General features: G+C 45.9%; 14 protein-coding genes. 6 read left to right on the forward strand and 8 right to left on the reverse strand.

Annotated elements, in window-relative coordinates:
- Positions 1-19: 19 nt before the first annotated feature.
- A complete protein-coding gene (locus GFS24_RS19105; RefSeq protein WP_153662159.1) occupies positions 20-1,675 on the reverse strand; it encodes a CTP synthase in 1,656 nt (551 codons plus the stop codon).
- A gap of 273 nt (positions 1,676-1,948) precedes the next feature.
- Here GFS24_RS19105 and GFS24_RS19110 point away from each other — a divergent pair, with 273 nt between their 5' ends.
- The gene (locus GFS24_RS19110; protein WP_153662160.1) at positions 1,949-2,470 is read left to right on the forward strand and encodes an acyl-CoA thioesterase; all 522 of its coding nucleotides are present in this window, start codon (positions 1,949-1,951) and stop codon (positions 2,468-2,470) included.
- 244 nt (positions 2,471-2,714) lie between these two features.
- Here the strand turns inward: GFS24_RS19110 and GFS24_RS19115 are convergent, their stop codons facing one another.
- Genes GFS24_RS19115 through GFS24_RS19125 form a run of 3 tightly spaced genes read right to left on the reverse strand, consistent with a single transcriptional unit; the run spans position 2,715 to position 6,220 of the window.
- Complete coding sequence (locus tag GFS24_RS19115; protein WP_153662162.1) at positions 2,715-3,299, reverse strand: bifunctional precorrin-2 dehydrogenase/sirohydrochlorin ferrochelatase; 585 nt, start codon at positions 3,297-3,299, stop codon at positions 2,715-2,717.
- An 11-nt stretch (positions 3,300-3,310) separates the two neighbouring features.
- Positions 3,311-4,087, reverse strand: a complete 777-nt coding sequence (cobA, locus tag GFS24_RS19120; RefSeq protein WP_153662164.1) for a uroporphyrinogen-III C-methyltransferase — start codon at positions 4,085-4,087, stop codon at positions 3,311-3,313.
- Positions 4,088-4,105: 18 nt separating this feature from the next.
- A complete protein-coding gene (locus GFS24_RS19125; RefSeq protein ID WP_153662166.1) occupies positions 4,106-6,220 on the reverse strand; it encodes a HEPN domain-containing protein in 2,115 nt (704 codons plus the stop codon).
- Between the two features lie 506 nt (positions 6,221-6,726).
- On the opposite strand from GFS24_RS19125, the gene hxpB reads away from it, so the two are divergent.
- A complete protein-coding gene (gene hxpB / locus GFS24_RS19130) occupies positions 6,727-7,380 on the forward strand; it encodes a hexitol phosphatase HxpB (RefSeq protein WP_153662168.1) in 654 nt (217 codons plus the stop codon).
- 3 nt (positions 7,381-7,383) lie between these two features.
- On the opposite strand, the gene GFS24_RS19135 is transcribed toward hxpB, so the two are convergent.
- Positions 7,384-9,054, reverse strand: coding sequence for a beta-xylosidase (locus GFS24_RS19135; protein WP_153662170.1), 1,671 nt, complete (start codon positions 9,052-9,054; stop codon positions 7,384-7,386).
- A 72-nt stretch (positions 9,055-9,126) separates the two neighbouring features.
- On the reverse strand, positions 9,127-11,025 hold the full coding sequence (gene rpsA, locus GFS24_RS19140) for a 30S ribosomal protein S1 (RefSeq protein WP_153662172.1): 1,899 nt from the start codon (positions 11,023-11,025) through the stop codon (positions 9,127-9,129).
- 181 nt (positions 11,026-11,206) lie between these two features.
- Here rpsA and GFS24_RS19145 point away from each other — a divergent pair, with 181 nt between their 5' ends.
- On the forward strand, positions 11,207-12,106 hold the full coding sequence (locus tag GFS24_RS19145; protein WP_153662174.1) for a rhomboid family intramembrane serine protease: 900 nt from the start codon (positions 11,207-11,209) through the stop codon (positions 12,104-12,106).
- Positions 12,107-12,140: 34 nt separating this feature from the next.
- Here GFS24_RS19145 and GFS24_RS19150 read toward each other — a convergent pair whose 3' ends face one another.
- Positions 12,141-13,502 (reverse strand): HAMP domain-containing sensor histidine kinase, encoded by a 1,362-nt coding sequence (locus GFS24_RS19150; RefSeq protein WP_153662176.1) that lies wholly within the window; start codon positions 13,500-13,502, stop codon positions 12,141-12,143.
- Entirely contained in the window at positions 13,489-14,190 is a 702-nt protein-coding gene (locus GFS24_RS19155; RefSeq protein WP_153662178.1) for a response regulator transcription factor, read from the reverse strand. Before GFS24_RS19155 ends, GFS24_RS19150 begins: the two co-directional genes overlap by 14 nt.
- 168 nt (positions 14,191-14,358) lie before the next feature.
- Here GFS24_RS19155 and GFS24_RS19160 point away from each other — a divergent pair, with 168 nt between their 5' ends.
- The 3 genes from GFS24_RS19160 (at position 14,359) to GFS24_RS19170 (ending at position 17,609) form a co-directional block, all read left to right on the forward strand.
- Positions 14,359-14,844: a hypothetical protein gene (locus GFS24_RS19160; RefSeq protein ID WP_153662180.1), complete on the forward strand. Its 486-nt coding sequence runs from the start codon at positions 14,359-14,361 to the stop codon at positions 14,842-14,844.
- Between the two features lie 37 nt (positions 14,845-14,881).
- Positions 14,882-15,799, forward strand: coding sequence for a bestrophin family protein (locus GFS24_RS19165; RefSeq protein WP_153662182.1), 918 nt, complete (start codon positions 14,882-14,884; stop codon positions 15,797-15,799).
- Positions 15,800-15,920: 121 nt separating this feature from the next.
- The gene (locus GFS24_RS19170) at positions 15,921-17,609 is read left to right on the forward strand and encodes a hybrid sensor histidine kinase/response regulator (RefSeq protein ID WP_153662184.1); all 1,689 of its coding nucleotides are present in this window, start codon (positions 15,921-15,923) and stop codon (positions 17,607-17,609) included.
- The last annotated feature ends 25 nt before the right edge of the window (positions 17,610-17,634 follow it).

A 17,634-nucleotide genomic window follows, 5' to 3' on the forward strand; every position in this document is an offset into this window, starting at 1 on the left:
CTATCACTTATAAAAAATATCAATCATGTATCACCTTCTCCTCGGCCTGTTTAGCTTTACCATTCTTGGTTTCGGCAAAGTTCTTGGCGGCCTGGATAAAGCTCACGAAGATAGGGGCCGGGCTTTCTACTGTACTTTTCAGTTCAGGGTGGAACTGGCCGCCTATGAAGAATGGATGGGTGGGTAACTCGATCATTTCCACGAGGCCGGTTTCCGGGTTTTTACCGGAGGCTACGAGGCCGCCATCTTCTATCTGATCCAGGAAGTCGTTGTTAAATTCATAACGGTGACGGTGGCGTTCATTGATAGAAGGTGCGTTGTGATAGATCTCAGCAGCCTGGCTGCCGGGTTTCAGTTCACAGGCATAAGAGCCTAAACGCATGGTACCGCCCATTTTGGTGATCTTCTTTTGTTCTTCCATCAGGTTGATCACCGGATAAGGTGTTTCCGGGTTCATTTCTGTGGAGTGTGCATCGCGGAGGCCGAGTACGTTCCTGCAATATTCCACCACAGCCATTTGCATACCTAAACAGATACCAAAGAAAGGCAGGTTGTTTTCGCGGGCATACTGGATGGCGGTGATCTTTCCTTCTATTCCTCTGTGTCCGAAGCCGGGAGCTACGAGCAAACCATCGAGGTTTTTCAGTTTCTCACATACGTTTTCCGGTGTAATATGCTCAGAGTGAATATTTTGTACGATCACTTTACATTCATTCACGGCACCTGCATGGATAAACGATTCCAGGATGGATTTGTAGGCATCCTGCAATTCTACGTATTTACCGATCAAACCAATGGTTACTTTGGTTTTAGGGTATTTCAGTTTGTCCAGGAACTCGCGCCATTTGATCAGCTCGGGTTCTTTTTCTACCGGGAGGTTGAGTTTTTTCAGGCAGATCACATCCAGTTTCTCACGCATCATTTCCAGGGGCACTTCGTAGATGGTTCCAACGTCCTGTGCTTCTATTACTGCATCTACCTGTACATTACAGAACAGGGCGATCTTTTTCTTCAGTTCTCTATATAATGGCTCTTCTGTGCGGCATACGATGATATCGGGGTGCACGCCATTTTCGCTCAATAATCTTACAGAGTGTTGTGTAGGTTTGGTTTTCAGCTCTTTTGCCGCACGCAGGTACGGAATGAGTGTGAGGTGTACTACCAGGCAATCTTCTTCTCCCAGTTCCCATTGCAGCTGACGAACCGCTTCAATATAAGGGAGGGATTCAATGTCACCTACGGTTCCGCCCAGTTCGGTGATCACGATGTCAAATTTGTTATCCTTGCCTAAAAGGAGGATACGGCGTTTGATCTCATCTGTGATGTGCGGGATCACCTGTACGGTTTTGCCGAGGTAGGCTCCTTCTCTTTCTTTGTTGATAACTGTTTGATAGATACGGCCGGTGGTTACGTTATTGGCCTGGGAAGTAGGCGTATTCAGGAAACGCTCATAGTGACCCAGGTCAAGATCTGTTTCGGCGCCATCTTCGGTTACATAACATTCCCCGTGTTCGTAGGGGTTGAGTGTACCGGGATCCACATTGATGTACGGATCAAATTTCTGAATTGTCACTTTAAAGCCGCGTGCCTGCAATAGTTTTGCGAGGGAAGCTGCGATAATTCCTTTACCCAATGAGGAAGTAACACCTCCCGTAACGAAGATATATTTTGCCATAAAAAACTAAGTTCCTGAAATTTTTACTTGACCAAAGAGGAAGTGCTGCCGGACTGTTTGGTGTATCCTGTCAAGTAATTTACTTCCGTAAGGTCATGCAAAGTTACACAAATTTGCCTCGCACCCAAGCCAATTTTTCGCGGAGGCCCTTCAATATCAACTCAAATCCTTTACCAGTAAGCCTTTCAAAAAAGATCATTAAAGTGTAACTTTATTTGTTCATGGGAATTATCGCGGCATTACCGTAATTTTGCGTCCTGAAATACATTCGATATGACCTTGACGCCAAAGAAGGCACATGACTCCCTGATCGTTATGACAGAGCTGGTGCTGCCCAATGACACCAATACTTTCGCTAACCTGATGGGTGGCCGTTTAATGTACTGGATGGACATTGCTGCCGCCCTTGCCTGCATGAAACATTGCGCCGCTCCCGTTGTAACGGCTTCCGTAGATAATATTTCCTTCGAAAATCCCATTAAACTGGGAAACGTGGTACATATTGAAGCCCAGGTTACCCGCGCTTTTACTACTTCCATGGAAGTACATATGAAAGTATGGGGGGAAGATCCGGTGCAGCAGTACCGGTATAAATCCAATGAAGCATTTATGACCTTCGTGGCCCTGGACCCAAATGGCAAGGCGCGTCACGTGCCGGCTATCCTGGCGGAGTCTGAAGATGAAATAAAACTGTATGAAGGGGCTTTGCGCCGGAGACAGTTAAGGCTGATCCTGGGCGGGAAGATGAAACCGGCGGATGCGGGGGAATTGAAGGCGTTGTTTTACGAGCAATAAAATTGGTGAATGTTATTTATACACGTAGGGCTGTTCTTTATAAGGACGGCCCTTTTTTATAGCCTCGTACTGGCCCCTTATCGGCCTTGCAACGGCCTTGTAATGGCCTTGAGCGGCCTCTAGATGGCCTCGTATCAGCCTTGCAATGGCCTCTCACCGGCCTGATTCTTCTATTATATGGCCTCTCCAAAAAAAGACCGTCCCCATTGCCGGAGACGGTCTTTTTCTATGATTTAGCCCGGTATCAATGATCCCTGCTCACCAGCACGCTGGTTAATTCGTTCAGTTTCTTCACTTTATCATTAAAATCGCCCTTCAGCCTGTCCCGGAGCGTGTGTAAATGTTGTAAAACAGATTCCAGCGTTTCGGGGATGGCGTCGTTCAGTACTTCTTTTAATCTTTTTGCGATGGTAGGAGATTTCCCGTTGGTGGAAATGGCAATCTTCAGATTTCCTTTCTGTACCACAGATCCCAGGTAAAAATCGCACAAGGCGGGGGTATCTGCTACATTGATCAGGACTTTGCTGGCTTTTGCTTTTTCCCAGATGCAGGCATTTAGTTCCTTGTCTGCCGTGGCTGCTATCACGAGGTCCTTTCCGAACAGGTCTCCACAGGAGAACGCTTTTTGCACGAGCGTTACATTGGGGAACCCTGCGGTGAGGCTTTCCAGTTCAGGCGCAAACCAGGTAGCCACTACGGTTACCCTTGCTGCGGGGCAATTCTGTAAGATGGCATTCACTTTTTCTGTTCCCACATTTCCGCCACCTACTACCAGTACCTGCAACTGCTCAAGCTTAAAGAAAACAGGAAATAAATGATTCTCTTCCATAAGATCACATTTTATGCTATTTGCTTGTAATTCTCCGCGATCTTGGCTTGCAGATCCTGGAACGCTTCATGGAACCTTACTACCTCCCCGATCACGATGATAGCGGGATTCTTCAATCCCTGCTCTCTTGCAAATGTACCGAGATCAGTTACATTTCCCACACCAATCTTTTGATTAGGGAGTGTGCCATTCTGAATAATGGCAGCTGGTACCTGGCCTTTGCCCTGTTGCGTGTAAATAGCAGCAATTTCATCCAGTTTGCTCATGCCCATGAGGATCACGACTGTTGTGTTTGCCTGGATGGCAAATTCCAGGTCACGGGAAAGTTTTCCATCCTGGGTGGTACCCGTGATCACCCAAAACCCCTCACTCACGTTACGCGCGGTTACGGGAATTTTATTAACGCCCGGAACAGAGATAGCACTGCTGATGCCGGGAATTACTTCTGTTTCTATACCATATTGCTGTGCAGCTGCCAGTTCTTCCTGTCCGCGGCCAAACACAAAGGAATCGCCGCCTTTAAGACGAACTACGCTGCCAAAAGTTAAAGCATATTTTACGATCATGCGGTTGATCTCAGCCTGTGTGTACACATGCATGCCGGCACGTTTGCCTACAAAACGTTTCAGGCAGTTCTGTGGTGCATTGTCCAGCAATTCATTGTTGGATAAAGCATCGTAGAGAATTACGCGGGCGTTTTGAATGGCCTTCAGTCCTTTTACAGTGATCAGATCCGGATCTCCGGGACCTGCTCCTACCAGTGTCACTTTCGGTTGTATTGTTTGCATGATCGGTTGGTTTTATATTTAAGCATTTGCACTGGCCGCCTGTTTTTCCAGACGGTATTCCTGTGCCCTGTCATAAAATGCTTTTGCCTGTTGATAGTATTGTTTGGCAAAGCTTTCTGTTGGTTCGTGCTGATTGATCTGCAGCACCATTGTTTTGAAACTATCTATTTTAAAGCGGCCGGTTTCTACAAAATGTTTGTCGAAATCATTGATGATACCGTGTTGTGTGTTACAGTTCACGTTTTCATCCAGCAACATGGTTTTGGCGGTTTGGATCATACAGGCGTAAGCGTGATAGATACCGTCTGCCCATGCATTGTTTGCAAAAGATTGTGCAGCCCATTCCAGTTTCTCTTCCGCTTCAAATAATAAAGTGGCGATGAGATCGATCATTACACCGGCACATTCTCCCACACCGATTGCTGTGCTGAATGATTCAGCCTGGCCCCAGTCGATGAAATCACCATCTGTTACAATACCCAGGTCTGCAAGTGGTTTCAGCAATTCGTAGAAGTACTTCTCTCCTTTCCTGTCGTAGTAATCATTGAACAGTTCTTTCTTCTCACTGTTTGATTCGTAATCATGCAGTAAAGTACGTAACACATCAGGACCCCGGCGGCTAGGCACTTTCAGTACTTTATCTGAAATCCTGCCGGCGCCATCAGAGAGTACACCGCCACCCAGTAATACCTGCAGTGCGGGTAATACTTTACCGGCAGCTTTCATGGAAGAACCATGGAAACCGATGTGCGCCATACCATGCTGACCGCAGGAGTTCATGCAACCGCTGATCTTTATTTTGATATCGTTATTATAGATAAGGTCCGGGAACTCATCGTGGATCACTTGTTCCAGGGCAGCGGCGATACCGGTGCTGCTGGAAATACCAAGGTTGCAGGTGTCTGTACCAGGGCATGCCGTGATGTCTGCAATGCTATCGAAACCGGCGGCCTGAAAACCTACTTCTTCCAGTGCGCTGAAAATGTAAGGCAGGTGTTCCGGGAGGATGTATTTCAGTAATAAGCCCTGGTTAACGGTTACACGTACATCATCCCCCACCACAAGTGCCAGTTTTTCCAGCAGGATGCGGGAATTCACGGAACTGATATTACCTAATGGTACTCTTACATAAGCGCCATAGAAACCTTTTTGCTTTTGCTCGAAGGTGTTTGTTTTCTTCCAGGCTTCGTATTGTTTAGGATCTTTAATGGTATAAGCGGGCAATACAGGATTGGCTGCAGGTAAAGCAGGTTCCTGCCATGCAGCGTAATCTACAGGTACTGATTTTTGTTTGATGGCTTTATATTCTTCTTTCACGAGGCGCTCGAATTCTTCCATGCCGATCTTGGCGATGAGGAATTTCATCCGGGCTTTATGCCTGCTGCTTCTTTCACCGTGACGGTCGAATACGCGTAAGATACTTTCTGTGTAAGGGATCAGTTGATCTGCTTCGAGGAATTCAAAAGCTGTTTTAGCGAGATAAGGTTGTGCGCCTAATCCACCTCCTACTAATACTTTGAATCCTCTTACTTCTTTACCATCTACGATGCGGATCTTGGGGATCACACCGAGGTCGTGCATGAAAGCGAAGGCAGTGTCTCTGTCGCTGGAGGAGAAAGAGATCTTGAATTTACGGCCCATGTCCTGGCAAACAGGGTTGCGGAGGAAATATTTGAAAGCTGCATCAGCGTATGGTGTGATGTCAAATGGTTCTTCCGGATCTACACCTGCTTTATCAGAGCCGGTAATATTCCTCACGGTGTTACCGCAAGCTTCACGTAAAGTGATATCATCTATTTCGAGTTTCGCCCAGAGTTCAGGAGTCCTGTCCAGGGAAACGAAGTGAATTTGTATATCCTGACGGGTGGTCAGGTGGAGGTTCCCGGTGGAATATTCATCCGAGATATCAGCGATGCGTTTCCATTGCTGGAGGGTCATTTTACCATAAGGGAGTTTGATGCGCACCATTTGCACACCTTGCTGACGTTGTCCGTAAACGCCGCGGGCTAAACGTAAGCTGCGAAATTTCTCATCAGAGATCTTTCCTTCGCGAAACTGCCTGATCTTTTGCTCCAGTTCAATGATGTCCTTTTCTACAATCGGATTTTCCAGTTCGGTTCTGAAACTTTGCATGATAATTGAATTGCTCGTGATTAATTAATCGTATTCATAACAACGCGTGTGGCAAAGGCCTAAAAAAACAAAACCCCCGTTGCATATCGGAGGCCTATCTTGTATGATTCTGAAAACAGATATTTCATATGTAGAAACCTCCTAGTCTGTTGAGTGATCCCAACAGTACATGCACATGTTCATTCCCAGCGATACTTTATTACCCATATTCCTATAGATTTTGTAGAGTAATACAAAGATATAGACCTGAGGGGGAACCACAAAACTTTTTTTAATAAAAAAGGGGGGTATAAATTAGAAATTTTCCAAAAGTGGGGGGCTAGGAGCTTGCCGCGCAGCAGAGGGCGGAGTTTTTTCTCTTTTGGGGAGGGGGTGCTTTTTGGGAGGGGTGTTTTTATCGAGGGAATTGTGGCTGCGGGGGAATGGCAGTGGGTTTGGGGATTGTATGATAGCCAGCGTCTTACATAAAATATCTTATTACCTTTGCGGCGGCGTAAAACCAATATATGATCAACACGGTGATTTTTGACATGGATGGCCTGCTCATTGACTCAGAACCCCTTTGGGGACTGGCCATGCGGGAGGTATTTTCAACGGTAGGTGTAGAATTGTCCACTGAGCTGGCCAGTCATACTACGGGGTTGAGAACCAAGGAAGTAGTGAGCTACTGGCACAATTACTTTAAATGGGATGCCAAAAGCGCGGAACAGGTGACGGACGAGATCATTGAAAGTGTTACGGGCAAGATCCTCCGGGAGGGTCAGGCCATGGAAGGACTCCATTATATACTGGACTTCTTTGGGCAGCGGGATTTCAAAATGGGACTGGCCTCCTCCTCTCCTATGCGGCTGATCCAGTCTGTGCTGGACCATTTGCAGATCGGGTCTTCTCTTCAGGCGGTGGTTTCTGCTGAATTTGAGCCTTATGGGAAACCTCACCCGGCGGTTTACCTCTCCTGTGCAGAGAAATTAAACAGCTCTCCACTGGAATGTGTGGCTTTTGAGGATTCTGTTACCGGTATGATAGCCGCCAAGGCTGCCAGGATGAAAGTGGTGGTGGTGCCGGAAGTGCATCGCCGGAATGAAAAGAAATTTGTACTCGCAGATATAAAACTGGATTCGTTGCTGGAATTTGATGAAGGGAAATTGCAGCTGTTATAATATTTACCAGGTAAATTTTAAGAACGAAACACCTTGCCGGGGTAATAAGATCCTTACCACAGTTTCTCCATTCTTCGTTTTTATCCATTCCGGTGCCTGCAGTAATTGCAGCTGCCCTGCTTTTTCTAAAGCTGTTATTTGTGCGGCATCCGGTTGTTTTGGGGAACCCATTTTCTTCCAGGCTTCATAGGAATTGCTGTATTCCTGATCTACGCGATAGTGCTGCAATAATGCAGCAGCGGGTAATCCGCTGATCTTTACAAGTACCAGTGTGGCTGGCGCCGGACTATTATTATCGTGATAATTCCAGACCATCACGGTTGCGCTGTTTTTATCTTTAGCGGCGAGTGCATTAATATCTGCAGAATCTCCACGTACGCTTGACTCTTTTATCCGCTTATGATCATAACTGAGTTTTCCGCTTACGGCTACCCTGTTCCCCTGCATCATACCAAACATCCTGAAGATGTTCAATACCGGTTTGTCCACACCATTGGTGGCCAGGTCTCTGAAACCGGCAAACCATGGCTGGTCCTCAAATTCAAAGGCCCATGTTACGGCGCCGGCTAAGTTTACTTTTCGTTCATCAGCAAGATCATATTTCCGTGCAAAAGCGGCGGCGGTATAACTGGAATACATAGTTCCATTCCGGTATGCATTCTGCGGGCTGAATTCTTCGGAGCAGGCGGCACAGCCTTCGGGATCTGATTCTCCAATGATAATGGGCAGGTGTTTGAGGGAAGGATAAGAAGCAACGATCTCAAACCCTTTATCTATATCTCTTAGCTGTGTGCCCATATTCATTTGCACAATGCCGTTCACTAATTTCGGTGATCCTTTTGCATGAAAGGTGATCACATCCAGCGGTGCTCCTTTTTTACCGGTCACGTGATTTTTACCGTTCACGATGTGGTCCAGGAATGTTTTAAAGAATTTTGTGGAGTTGCGGCCCTGTGGTCCTGTTACTTCCGGCCCGCCGATCTTTGCTGTTGGCAGCGCACGTTTTACAGCATCAGCTACGTAATCATACAGTTTGATGTATTCTTCCGGTGTGCCTTTCCAGTAACTGATATCCGGTTCGTTCCATAATTCCCAATACCAGCTTTCCACTTCTGTTTTGCCATAACGTGCTATGGAATGTTTCACCCATTCATATACAAGAGTGGCAAACTTTTTATAATCGGTGGGTGGATAGGCCCAGCCGGTGTAGATATCATTATAGTTATCACCAGGTTTCCAGTAATGCCGGTATGGTTCTGGTTTTGAGGAAAGGGCTTGGGGCATAAAACCAATCTGGGCAATGGGTTTCATGCCTCTTTCTATATAGGTGTCGAAGATCTTGTCTATGATGGTCCAGTTGTAAACGGGGTTTCCGTTAGCATCTTCTGTGTAGGCATTTGTGGAACCCCATTTTAGTGCGGCGGTTCCGTCTCCTGTTACGAGCAGGCTATGTACTCTTACGTACACGGGTACTTTACTGAGTTTTGCTATTTCGGTGAGGAGTTTCTTACCATCTTTCATGTAGGTATAGTTAGGTTCATCGTAACCAAACCATGCCCAGATGGGTTTCATGGGTCCTTTGGAGGTATTTGTATTTACATGGATGACCACAGAATCCTGTTGTGCGAATAGGGATTGCGCGATCAGCAGCAGTAATAGGGTGAGGGTTCTCATGTATCCAATATACTAAAAAAAAATCCTCCCGACATACATCGGGAGGATCCTTTATTTTTCTAAAACAATCAATTATTCACCTTTCTTTTCTTCACCACCTTCTGATTGTTTCAATTTTTCTCTCAGTTCAGCGAGCGCGCCGAGGTCACCCAGGGTAGCTTTTTCCACTTTAGCTTGCAGGTTCTTTACAGACTTGCGAGTTTTTTCAGCGTCAGCACGTTTTTCTTTGTTGACAGCTTCTTTCTCGTCTGATTTCACTTGTTCCCAAACTTTAGTGTGAGAAACCAGGATGCGTTTTTCGTTGCGGTCGAATTCAATGATCATGAATTCTTTCACATCTTCAACAGCAATTGGTTTGTCATCTTCCGTACGCAGGTGACGGGCAGGAGCGTAAGCTTCCAGGCCGTATTGCAGTTGTACGGTAGCGCCTTTATCATCTTTCTTCACTACAGTACCTTCATGGATTGAACCAATTGGGAAGATAGTTTCGAAAGTGTTCCATGGATCTTCTTCGATCTGTTTGTGACCGAGGCTCAGTTTGCGGTTGTCCTTATCTATACCCAGGATAACAACTTCGATCTCGCTACCCACTTTCGTGTACTCGCTTGGGTGATTGAAGCGTTTGATCCAGCTCAGGTCGGAGATGTGGATCATACCACCGATACCGGTTTCCAGTTCTACGAATACGCCATAAGGAGTGATGTTCTTCACGATACCTTTGTGACGGCTTTCGAGCGGGAATTTAGTTTCGATCGTAGACCATGGATCTTCGGTGAGTTGTTTGATAGACAGAGACATTTTACGCTCGTCTTTGCTCAGTGTAACTACCACTGCTTCGTACTCTTCGCCCAGTTTGAAGAACTCTTTGGCGTTGATTGGGGTAGAAGCCCATGAGATCTCTGATACGTGTACCAGGCCTTCCACACCAGGGAGGATTTCCAGGAATGCACCGTAATCTTCGATATTTACTACTTTGCCTTTCACTTTTGCACCTTCGGTGATAGTAGCTGGCAATGTATCCCAAGGATGCGGGGTCAGTTGTTTGTAGCCTAAGCTGATACGTTTCTTCTCGTCGTCGAAGTCCAGTACCACCACATTGATCTTTTGATCCATTTGGAGTACTTCGCTTGGGTGAGAGATACGTCCCCAGCTGATGTCTGTGATGTACAGTAAACCATCGAGGCCACCCAGATCGATGAAAGCACCGAAGTCTGTGATGTTCTTGATAGTACCTTCCAGCACCTGGCCTTTTTCCAGTTTGGAAATGATATCCACGCGTTGTTGCTCGATATCGCTTTCGATCAGGGCTTTGTGAGATACCACGGCGTTACGGATAGCTTCGTTAACCTTCACTACCTTGAATTCCATGGTTTTACCTACAAACTGATCGTAGTCGGTAACCGGTTTAACGTCGATCTGAGAACCTGGCAGGAATGTTTCCATACCGTGAACGTCTACGATCAAGCCGCCTTTGGTTTTGCTGGTAACGGTACCAGTAACCACTTCGCCTGTTTTGTAAACCTCAACGATACGTTCCCAGGCACGTTGTGCACGCGCTTGTTTGCGGCTCAAATGAAGGTTACCGTCCCTGTCTTCTTTTTCTACTACCAATACTTCTACGTCATCTCCGATCTTCAGGTTCGGCATGTCGCGGAACTCGTTCAGGGAGATCAAACCATCGGATTTGAAGCCGATGTTCAGCACAACGTCGGTTTTAGTTAAACCAACCACAAGACCAGTAAGCAAACCATTTTCTTCAATCACTTTGAAAGTGCTGTCGTAGGTTACATCGTACTTAGCCTTTTCTTCTTTGCTGTAAGAAGATACGTTACGTTTGTCCACGCTCCAATCGAAATCATCGTGAGCGGTCTCAACAGGTGCATTTTGTGTCGCTGTTTCTACCGTAGCAGCTTCTGCTACCGGGGCCTGTTGTTCAGCGTTTTGTTCGTTAGTAATGTTGTTTTCTGTCAATTTTTGTTTCCTCCTTTTAAGTAAAGAATTTTAAGGACGGCAAAGATACGCAGATAATCACTTTCGGGCAATTTTTTTTAGCCGGAATGCCCTATGTGTGCTAGGGGGTTATATATTAAATTTAACATTATCCAAGAGAGCTCTTTCCGCCCGGATCAACAATTTTCTTTAATTTTCCATTATGAACGGATCTTCTATTAAATCGGAATTGCGGATGTGGATCAGGCAGGAGAATATGGTCACCTACCTGATCATAACGAATATTGCTGTTTTCCTTATCATGGGCATTCTCAGGCTGGTATCCCTGGCTTCCGACAGCGCTAACCCGATATTTGCTTTCTTATATGATAACCTATCCCTGCATACCCGTCCGGACCAATTGCTGGTAAAGCCCTGGGGCTTTATCACTTATATGTTTACGCATTACCAGGTACTGCATATATTATTTAACCTGCTCATGTTCTTCTTTTTCGGGAACCTTTTCCGTTCAGATCTGAGCAACCGGCGTGTATTGCCACTTTATTTGCTGGGCGGGCTCATTGGCGGAATCCTTTATGTGGCTGTTTACAATATCCTACCCAGTTATAGTGGCATAGATGGCACCATGGTAGGGGCTTCTGCAGCCATTATGACCTTTATTGTAGCCAGCAGTACATTAATGCCTAACCTGGAAATTGCGCTGTTCGGTGTTTTCAACATCCGGCTTAAATGGCTGGCCCTTGGTTTGGTGGTGATAGACCTGTTTTCTATGCCAGATGGAAATCTTGGCGGATTGGTTTCTCATCTTGGTGGTGCCGCTTTTGGTTTTGCTTATATCCGTATCCTTAAGAGCGGCACAGACCTCTGTTCTCCTCTGATGATCCTTTTCGATAAAATAGGGGATATCTTTTCCCGCTCCCGCAGGGAAGCGAAGCCTAAAAAGTTCAAACCTAAAAAATCTCCCCTCCGGGTGGTTCGCAATAACGAAGTAGCCATCAGTACCCGGCTGGATGAATTGCTGGATAAGATCAATGAAAAGGGCCTTGAGAGCCTCACTTCAGAAGAAAAACTCTGGCTTAAAAAACACAGCGAAGAGAAGTAGGGGGCTTTAACGAAAGTACTTTAGCCGCAAATCTTTAAGCCGAAGGCAATTCCACCCTGATCTCTGTGCCCTCCCCCATACGGCTGTTTACAATGATCTCTCCTTTATGCATGCGGATAATGTTCTTTGTGAGCGGCAGCCCTATCCCGTAACCTTTAAACGGCTGTGTATTGGATGCACGGAAAAAAGGGGAAAAGATATAAGGCAGGTCTGGCACAGGGATCCCGATCCCCAGATCCCTTACAATAATAATGTTCTTGGAATTGGTTGCCGCCAATGCCAGTGATACCGGGCGATTACTGGAATACTTCACGGCATTGCTCACAATATTGCTCAGCGCCAGTTCCAGTAACTGAAAACTTCCCAACACATTCATTTTCTCTTCTTCCTCCGGGAAAAGGCTGTAATCGATCTCCACTTTATTATCCGGTGTGATACGATCTATCACATGTTTTACAGCAAAGAGCAGTTCATCTGTCCGCACAACGTCCCAGCTTTCTTTTTTACCATCAAAACCTGTCTGGGCTAGGTGTAACAAACTGCGTGTAATATGTTCCAGGCGCTCTGCTTCTCTTAACATATTGCTCACGGCTGTACGGTAACTTAAGCCATCCCGCTCTTTGCTCAATGCCAGTTCTGCTTCTCCTATAATAGCTGTAAGCGGGGTACTCAGTTCATGAGAAGCATTACTCACAAAATTATTCTGCGTTTCAAATGCCATTTCCAAACGGTCCAGCATGTTATTGAAAGTATCTGCGAGTTCGCTGATCTCATCATTGCCACCATGTGCTTCCACACGCAGATGCAGGTTGCTGGAACTGATATCCTTCACCTGGTCTATAATACGATGCACAGGCATTAAAATATACCGCGAAAAGAACAACCCTGTTCCAATGATCAGTGCCAGTGCTACTGTAAGACAGGTAAGCAGGATCCTCCGCAGGTCAATCATGTATTGGGACATATACTCGTTCACTGCAGATACGATCACGATGTAACTGTTATCTCCACTGGTATAGAGGATGCCTTCATAGAACCTGTCCCTGTTCCGGAATGTTTCCCTGCCTTCCCTGATCACGGTCTGATAGAATTCCGGCTGCAGGCCAATGCTATGATGTGGTTCCACTTTGTTGCCCGGCAGGATGCGCAGGATGTATTCATTTTCCGATGGCAGTTTTTCCAGGTGTTTGTCCCGTATATAATTATAGGCCAGGGTATCTGTACCAACCGGTGGAAAAGCAGCTGTAGCCGTGAGGTATGCACGTATTTCCAGGCGTTTGTAAAAATCTTCAAAGGAATACTGGCTGGCGAGGTAATACACGAAAAAGCTCATCACTGAAATGATGGATACGGTCAGTATCGCAAACAGCAGCATGATCTTGTTACGAATTTTCATCGGTACGGGTTTCTTTTAACATGTAACCATGGCCTACAACGGTTTGTATAAGCTCCGGCTCGCTGGCCTTGTTTATCTTTTTGCGGAGGTAGTTCACATATACATCCACTACTTTGGTGCTCATATTGAAATCTATTCCCCATACATGTTCCAGGATCTCTACTCTTGACAATACTTTCCTTGGATTACGCAGCAGGTATTCCAGCAGGCGGTATTCTGTAGCGGTTAACGTCATAACGCGTCCATTGCGGGAGGCTTGCCGGGTATCGGTATCCAGTTCCAGATCGGACATGCGCAATATGCTGGTATTGTTTACAGTTACAGGAGACATCCTTCTTCTGAGCAGAGAACGGATACGTGCTTCCAGTTCCTGGAACTTGAACGGTTTGGTCAGATAATCATCCGCTCCACTATCCAGCCCGATCACTACATTTTCTGTGGTGCCTAATGCTGTTAACATCAGAATAGGCGTCTGTATTTGGTCGGCTCTTAATTGCCTGCATACTTCTATCCCATTCTTACCGGGTAGCATCACATCCATGATGATCAGCCCGAAATCGTTGTTCCGTGCCATATCCAGTGCCAGCAAACCATCCGGTGCCACACTTACCTCATATCCTGATTCTGTTAATCCCCGGGAGATCACAGATACCACAGCAGGTTCATCTTCTACTAATAAAATCCTCATCTTTCCAAATTTAAACACTGAAGCCCAGAAAACAGTGCGTTTGCGCATTCTCTTACCAGATTCTAACTTCTTTGCGAACAGATTTTTATCATTTCGCAACTAACTTCTAATCGTGCATTTACTTCCTTCTAACATCCCCGTTCTAGTTTTGTTTTAAAATAAATACTGATGAAAAACATACTCGTACCCACTGATCTGTCCATTCGTTCATTAAACTATCTGCATAACCTGGCAGAGCGGAACGATGACGTGGTAAGCATTACACTGATGCATGCATTAAGAATGCCGGATTCCATACTGGACCTCTGGATGTTCACAAAATCAGGAAGACATCATACGCTTGTTACGGGCGATTTCAGGGAAGCCTGTGAAGTGATGAAGAATAAATACGCCAAAACGATCCACGAAATAAAAGTAGAATTCTTTTACGGCAGTACTACTCCGGCGCTGCGGAATTTCCTGAAAGCACATGAGATCCATGAAGTGGCCATGCCGCAGTCGTTTGTTTATCAGTGCCCGGGAAATGAAAGTTATAATCCTGAAAAGCTGTTGAGGAAATGCCGCTTACCCATCAAACAACTGATCCAGCATACGCCAAAACAAGCTGTTCCTTCCGCCACTTCTATTGCTGAGCTGCTGGTGTTGCAGAATTAAGATGATGCCTTACCCGTGAACATTAAAACGATGAATTATGCTGCTAAAGAAAGGTATTCCGCTAAGATATATTTTTGGTACGATCCGGTATGAGATACTGGCAGTAACGGTTTACACGCTGCTGATCAATGTCCTTTATTATCAATACGGATTACGTGAGATCGCTATTCCGCTGGCCATCCCCATGGTATTGGGTACGGTATTATCACTACTCCTGGCATTCAGGTCAAACCAGGCATATGATCGTTGGTGGGAAGCCCGTACGATCTGGGGAGCTATCGTAAATGATTCCCGTTCACTGGTAAGGCAGCTCACGTCCATGATCAATAATTCAAATGAAACAGAGGAGATCAGGCATTTCCGGGACCAATTCGTAAGGAGGCAGATAGCATGGAATTACGCCCTCGGGCAATCGCTCAGAAAGAAAGATCCACTTAAAGGATTGGACCGGCTGCTCTCCCGGCGGGAACTGAATTTTGTTTCGAAATTTGACAATGTTCCTGCCGGCCTTTTGCAAATGCATAGCCGCGATCTGCGGTATGCGCTGCAGCATGAATGGATCAATACTTATCAGCAGGTGGAAATGGATAAAACGCTTACGCGGCTTTGCGATGCGATGGGTAAATGTGAGCGGATCAAGAACACGATCTTTCCGGCCACTTATAGTTTGTACACGCATTTTGCCGTGATCTTCTTCATCCTTTTACTTCCATTTGCCCTGATCGATTCATTAGGTATTGTGGAAGTCCCCCTGGTGGCAGCTATTTCAGCTTCTTTCCTGCTGATCGAGAAAATGGCCATCAACCTGCAGGACCCGTTTGAGAATAAACCAACAGATACTCCTATGACAAGCATTGCCCGTAAAGTGGAACGGGACCTGTTGCAGATGCTGGAAGAAACGCAAATGCCGGAGGTAGAACTGGAACAGCAGCAGCCCGTTTACTATGTTTTATAGGCCATGGAGTTGTTAGCGGGCCTCCGGCTGGGGGTCCGTTAACAACTCCATTAACAATTGATTAACGCAATACCGTGGTGAAAATGATAGATTGGGATAACAATCGACATCCCTTATTCGCATGCCATTCATCTCGCCAAATAATGAAGCAGGTACTGCCCTTTCTTCTATCTTAAGAACTGGCACTAAAGGCATTCATGATGAAGCAGCCATTAAAAGTATTGTACTCGTTAATACACTGGCCCTTGCACTGGGTTCCCTGATCTTTGTGATCGGTTCCCTGTTCTACTACCTCACGGAAAATGGCCTGATCCTTATTCCCGCAGCAGCAGAATGCCTCATTGCCTTTTCTGCGATCTACCTGAACTATCTCCGTAAGAATACACTTGCCGCACTTACCATCTTCTTCCTGCAATGTTTTTCTGTGATCTATTTCGGCATTGTACTGGGCGAGATCCTGGTGCTGCAACTGATGGTTATTTTCCTCATCGCTGTCACGTATCTCATTTTCAATAAAACCCTTATCAGGAGGACCTGCCTCTGCATGGCCCTTAGCACATTGGTGGTGCTGGAATTTTGTTATTATTATAAAGTAGGGCCGTATGTGCATCTCAGTTATGCCACGGGATATATTTTCAAATGGTGTTCCATGTGCGGCATCCTGTTGCTGATCATCCTTACGGGCAGGCATTATGTGCGCAGCAGTGATTTCAAAAGGGTTTTCATTTACCAGATCACACATGAACTGAGAACTCCGCTGAATGCTATCCTGGTAGCTACGCAACTGATCAAGCGGGAAATAAAATTCAATCCGGACATTCAGAACATAGATGCTTTATCTGATCACTTGCTGGCTGCAGGTAATAATGCCCGCAACATTATCAACAATGTGCTGGATATGGCACAGATCGAATCCGGTAAAATAGATAAACAGGATGAAACAGCTTTCCTCGTACAACCTTTCTTTGAACAGATCATCGGCGTACATCATGTGATTGCGCAATACAAGGATATCCGGCTGAAGATGGAAGTGGAACTGATGCCGGAAGTGATCCTGGGCGATCCGTTGAAACTGCATACTGTTACCACCAACCTGTTGTCCAATGCCATCAAGTATGCGGATAAGAAAACGGAGATCCTTATCCGCCTTTCCGGTTCTGCTGACCTCTGGCAAATTGAGATCATCAATCGTGGTCCGGGCATACCGCCAGAAAATCAGGATATCATTTTTGAACCTTTTGTTACGCATAAAAATAAAAAGGAAGATGGTACAGGACTTGGGTTGTTCATCACCAGGATCAAAGTGACGGCCATGGGTGGAAATATTGGTGTAACCAGTCGCCCTGGTGAATTCACTACTTTTACGGTTACGCTGCCGCTGAGAGAAGGGAAACTTTCAGACATCAAAAAGGAAACGCTGGCGGATGGAGATAACAGTCCTTTTGATATGCATGTGCTGATTGCGGATGATAATGATATGAACAACATCCTGCTGGCCAAATACCTGAAGCAGATGGGCTGCAGGGTTACGATGACGGTGAATGGGCTGGAAGCTATTCAACAGGCTGAGATCGAAACGCCGGATGTGATCATCCTGGATTATCATATGCCGGTGATGGATGGTAAGGAAGCATTGATCCTTTTCAAACATACTTCCTCTTTTAAACATATTCCTGTGATCATGGCCACGGCGGATGCTTATAAAAACTCTAAACAGATATTGATGGATGCGGGGGCGGATGCATTTTTGGAGAAACCTATCAGTTTTAACAGGCTGCATTCTATTCTTGTGGAGTGTGTGAGGAAGTGAGGTAAGGGGCTGGGAGTTTGCCGCG

This window comes from Chitinophaga sp. SYP-B3965 (assembly GCF_009647655.1).
Lineage (GTDB): Bacteria > Bacteroidota > Bacteroidia > Chitinophagales > Chitinophagaceae > Chitinophaga.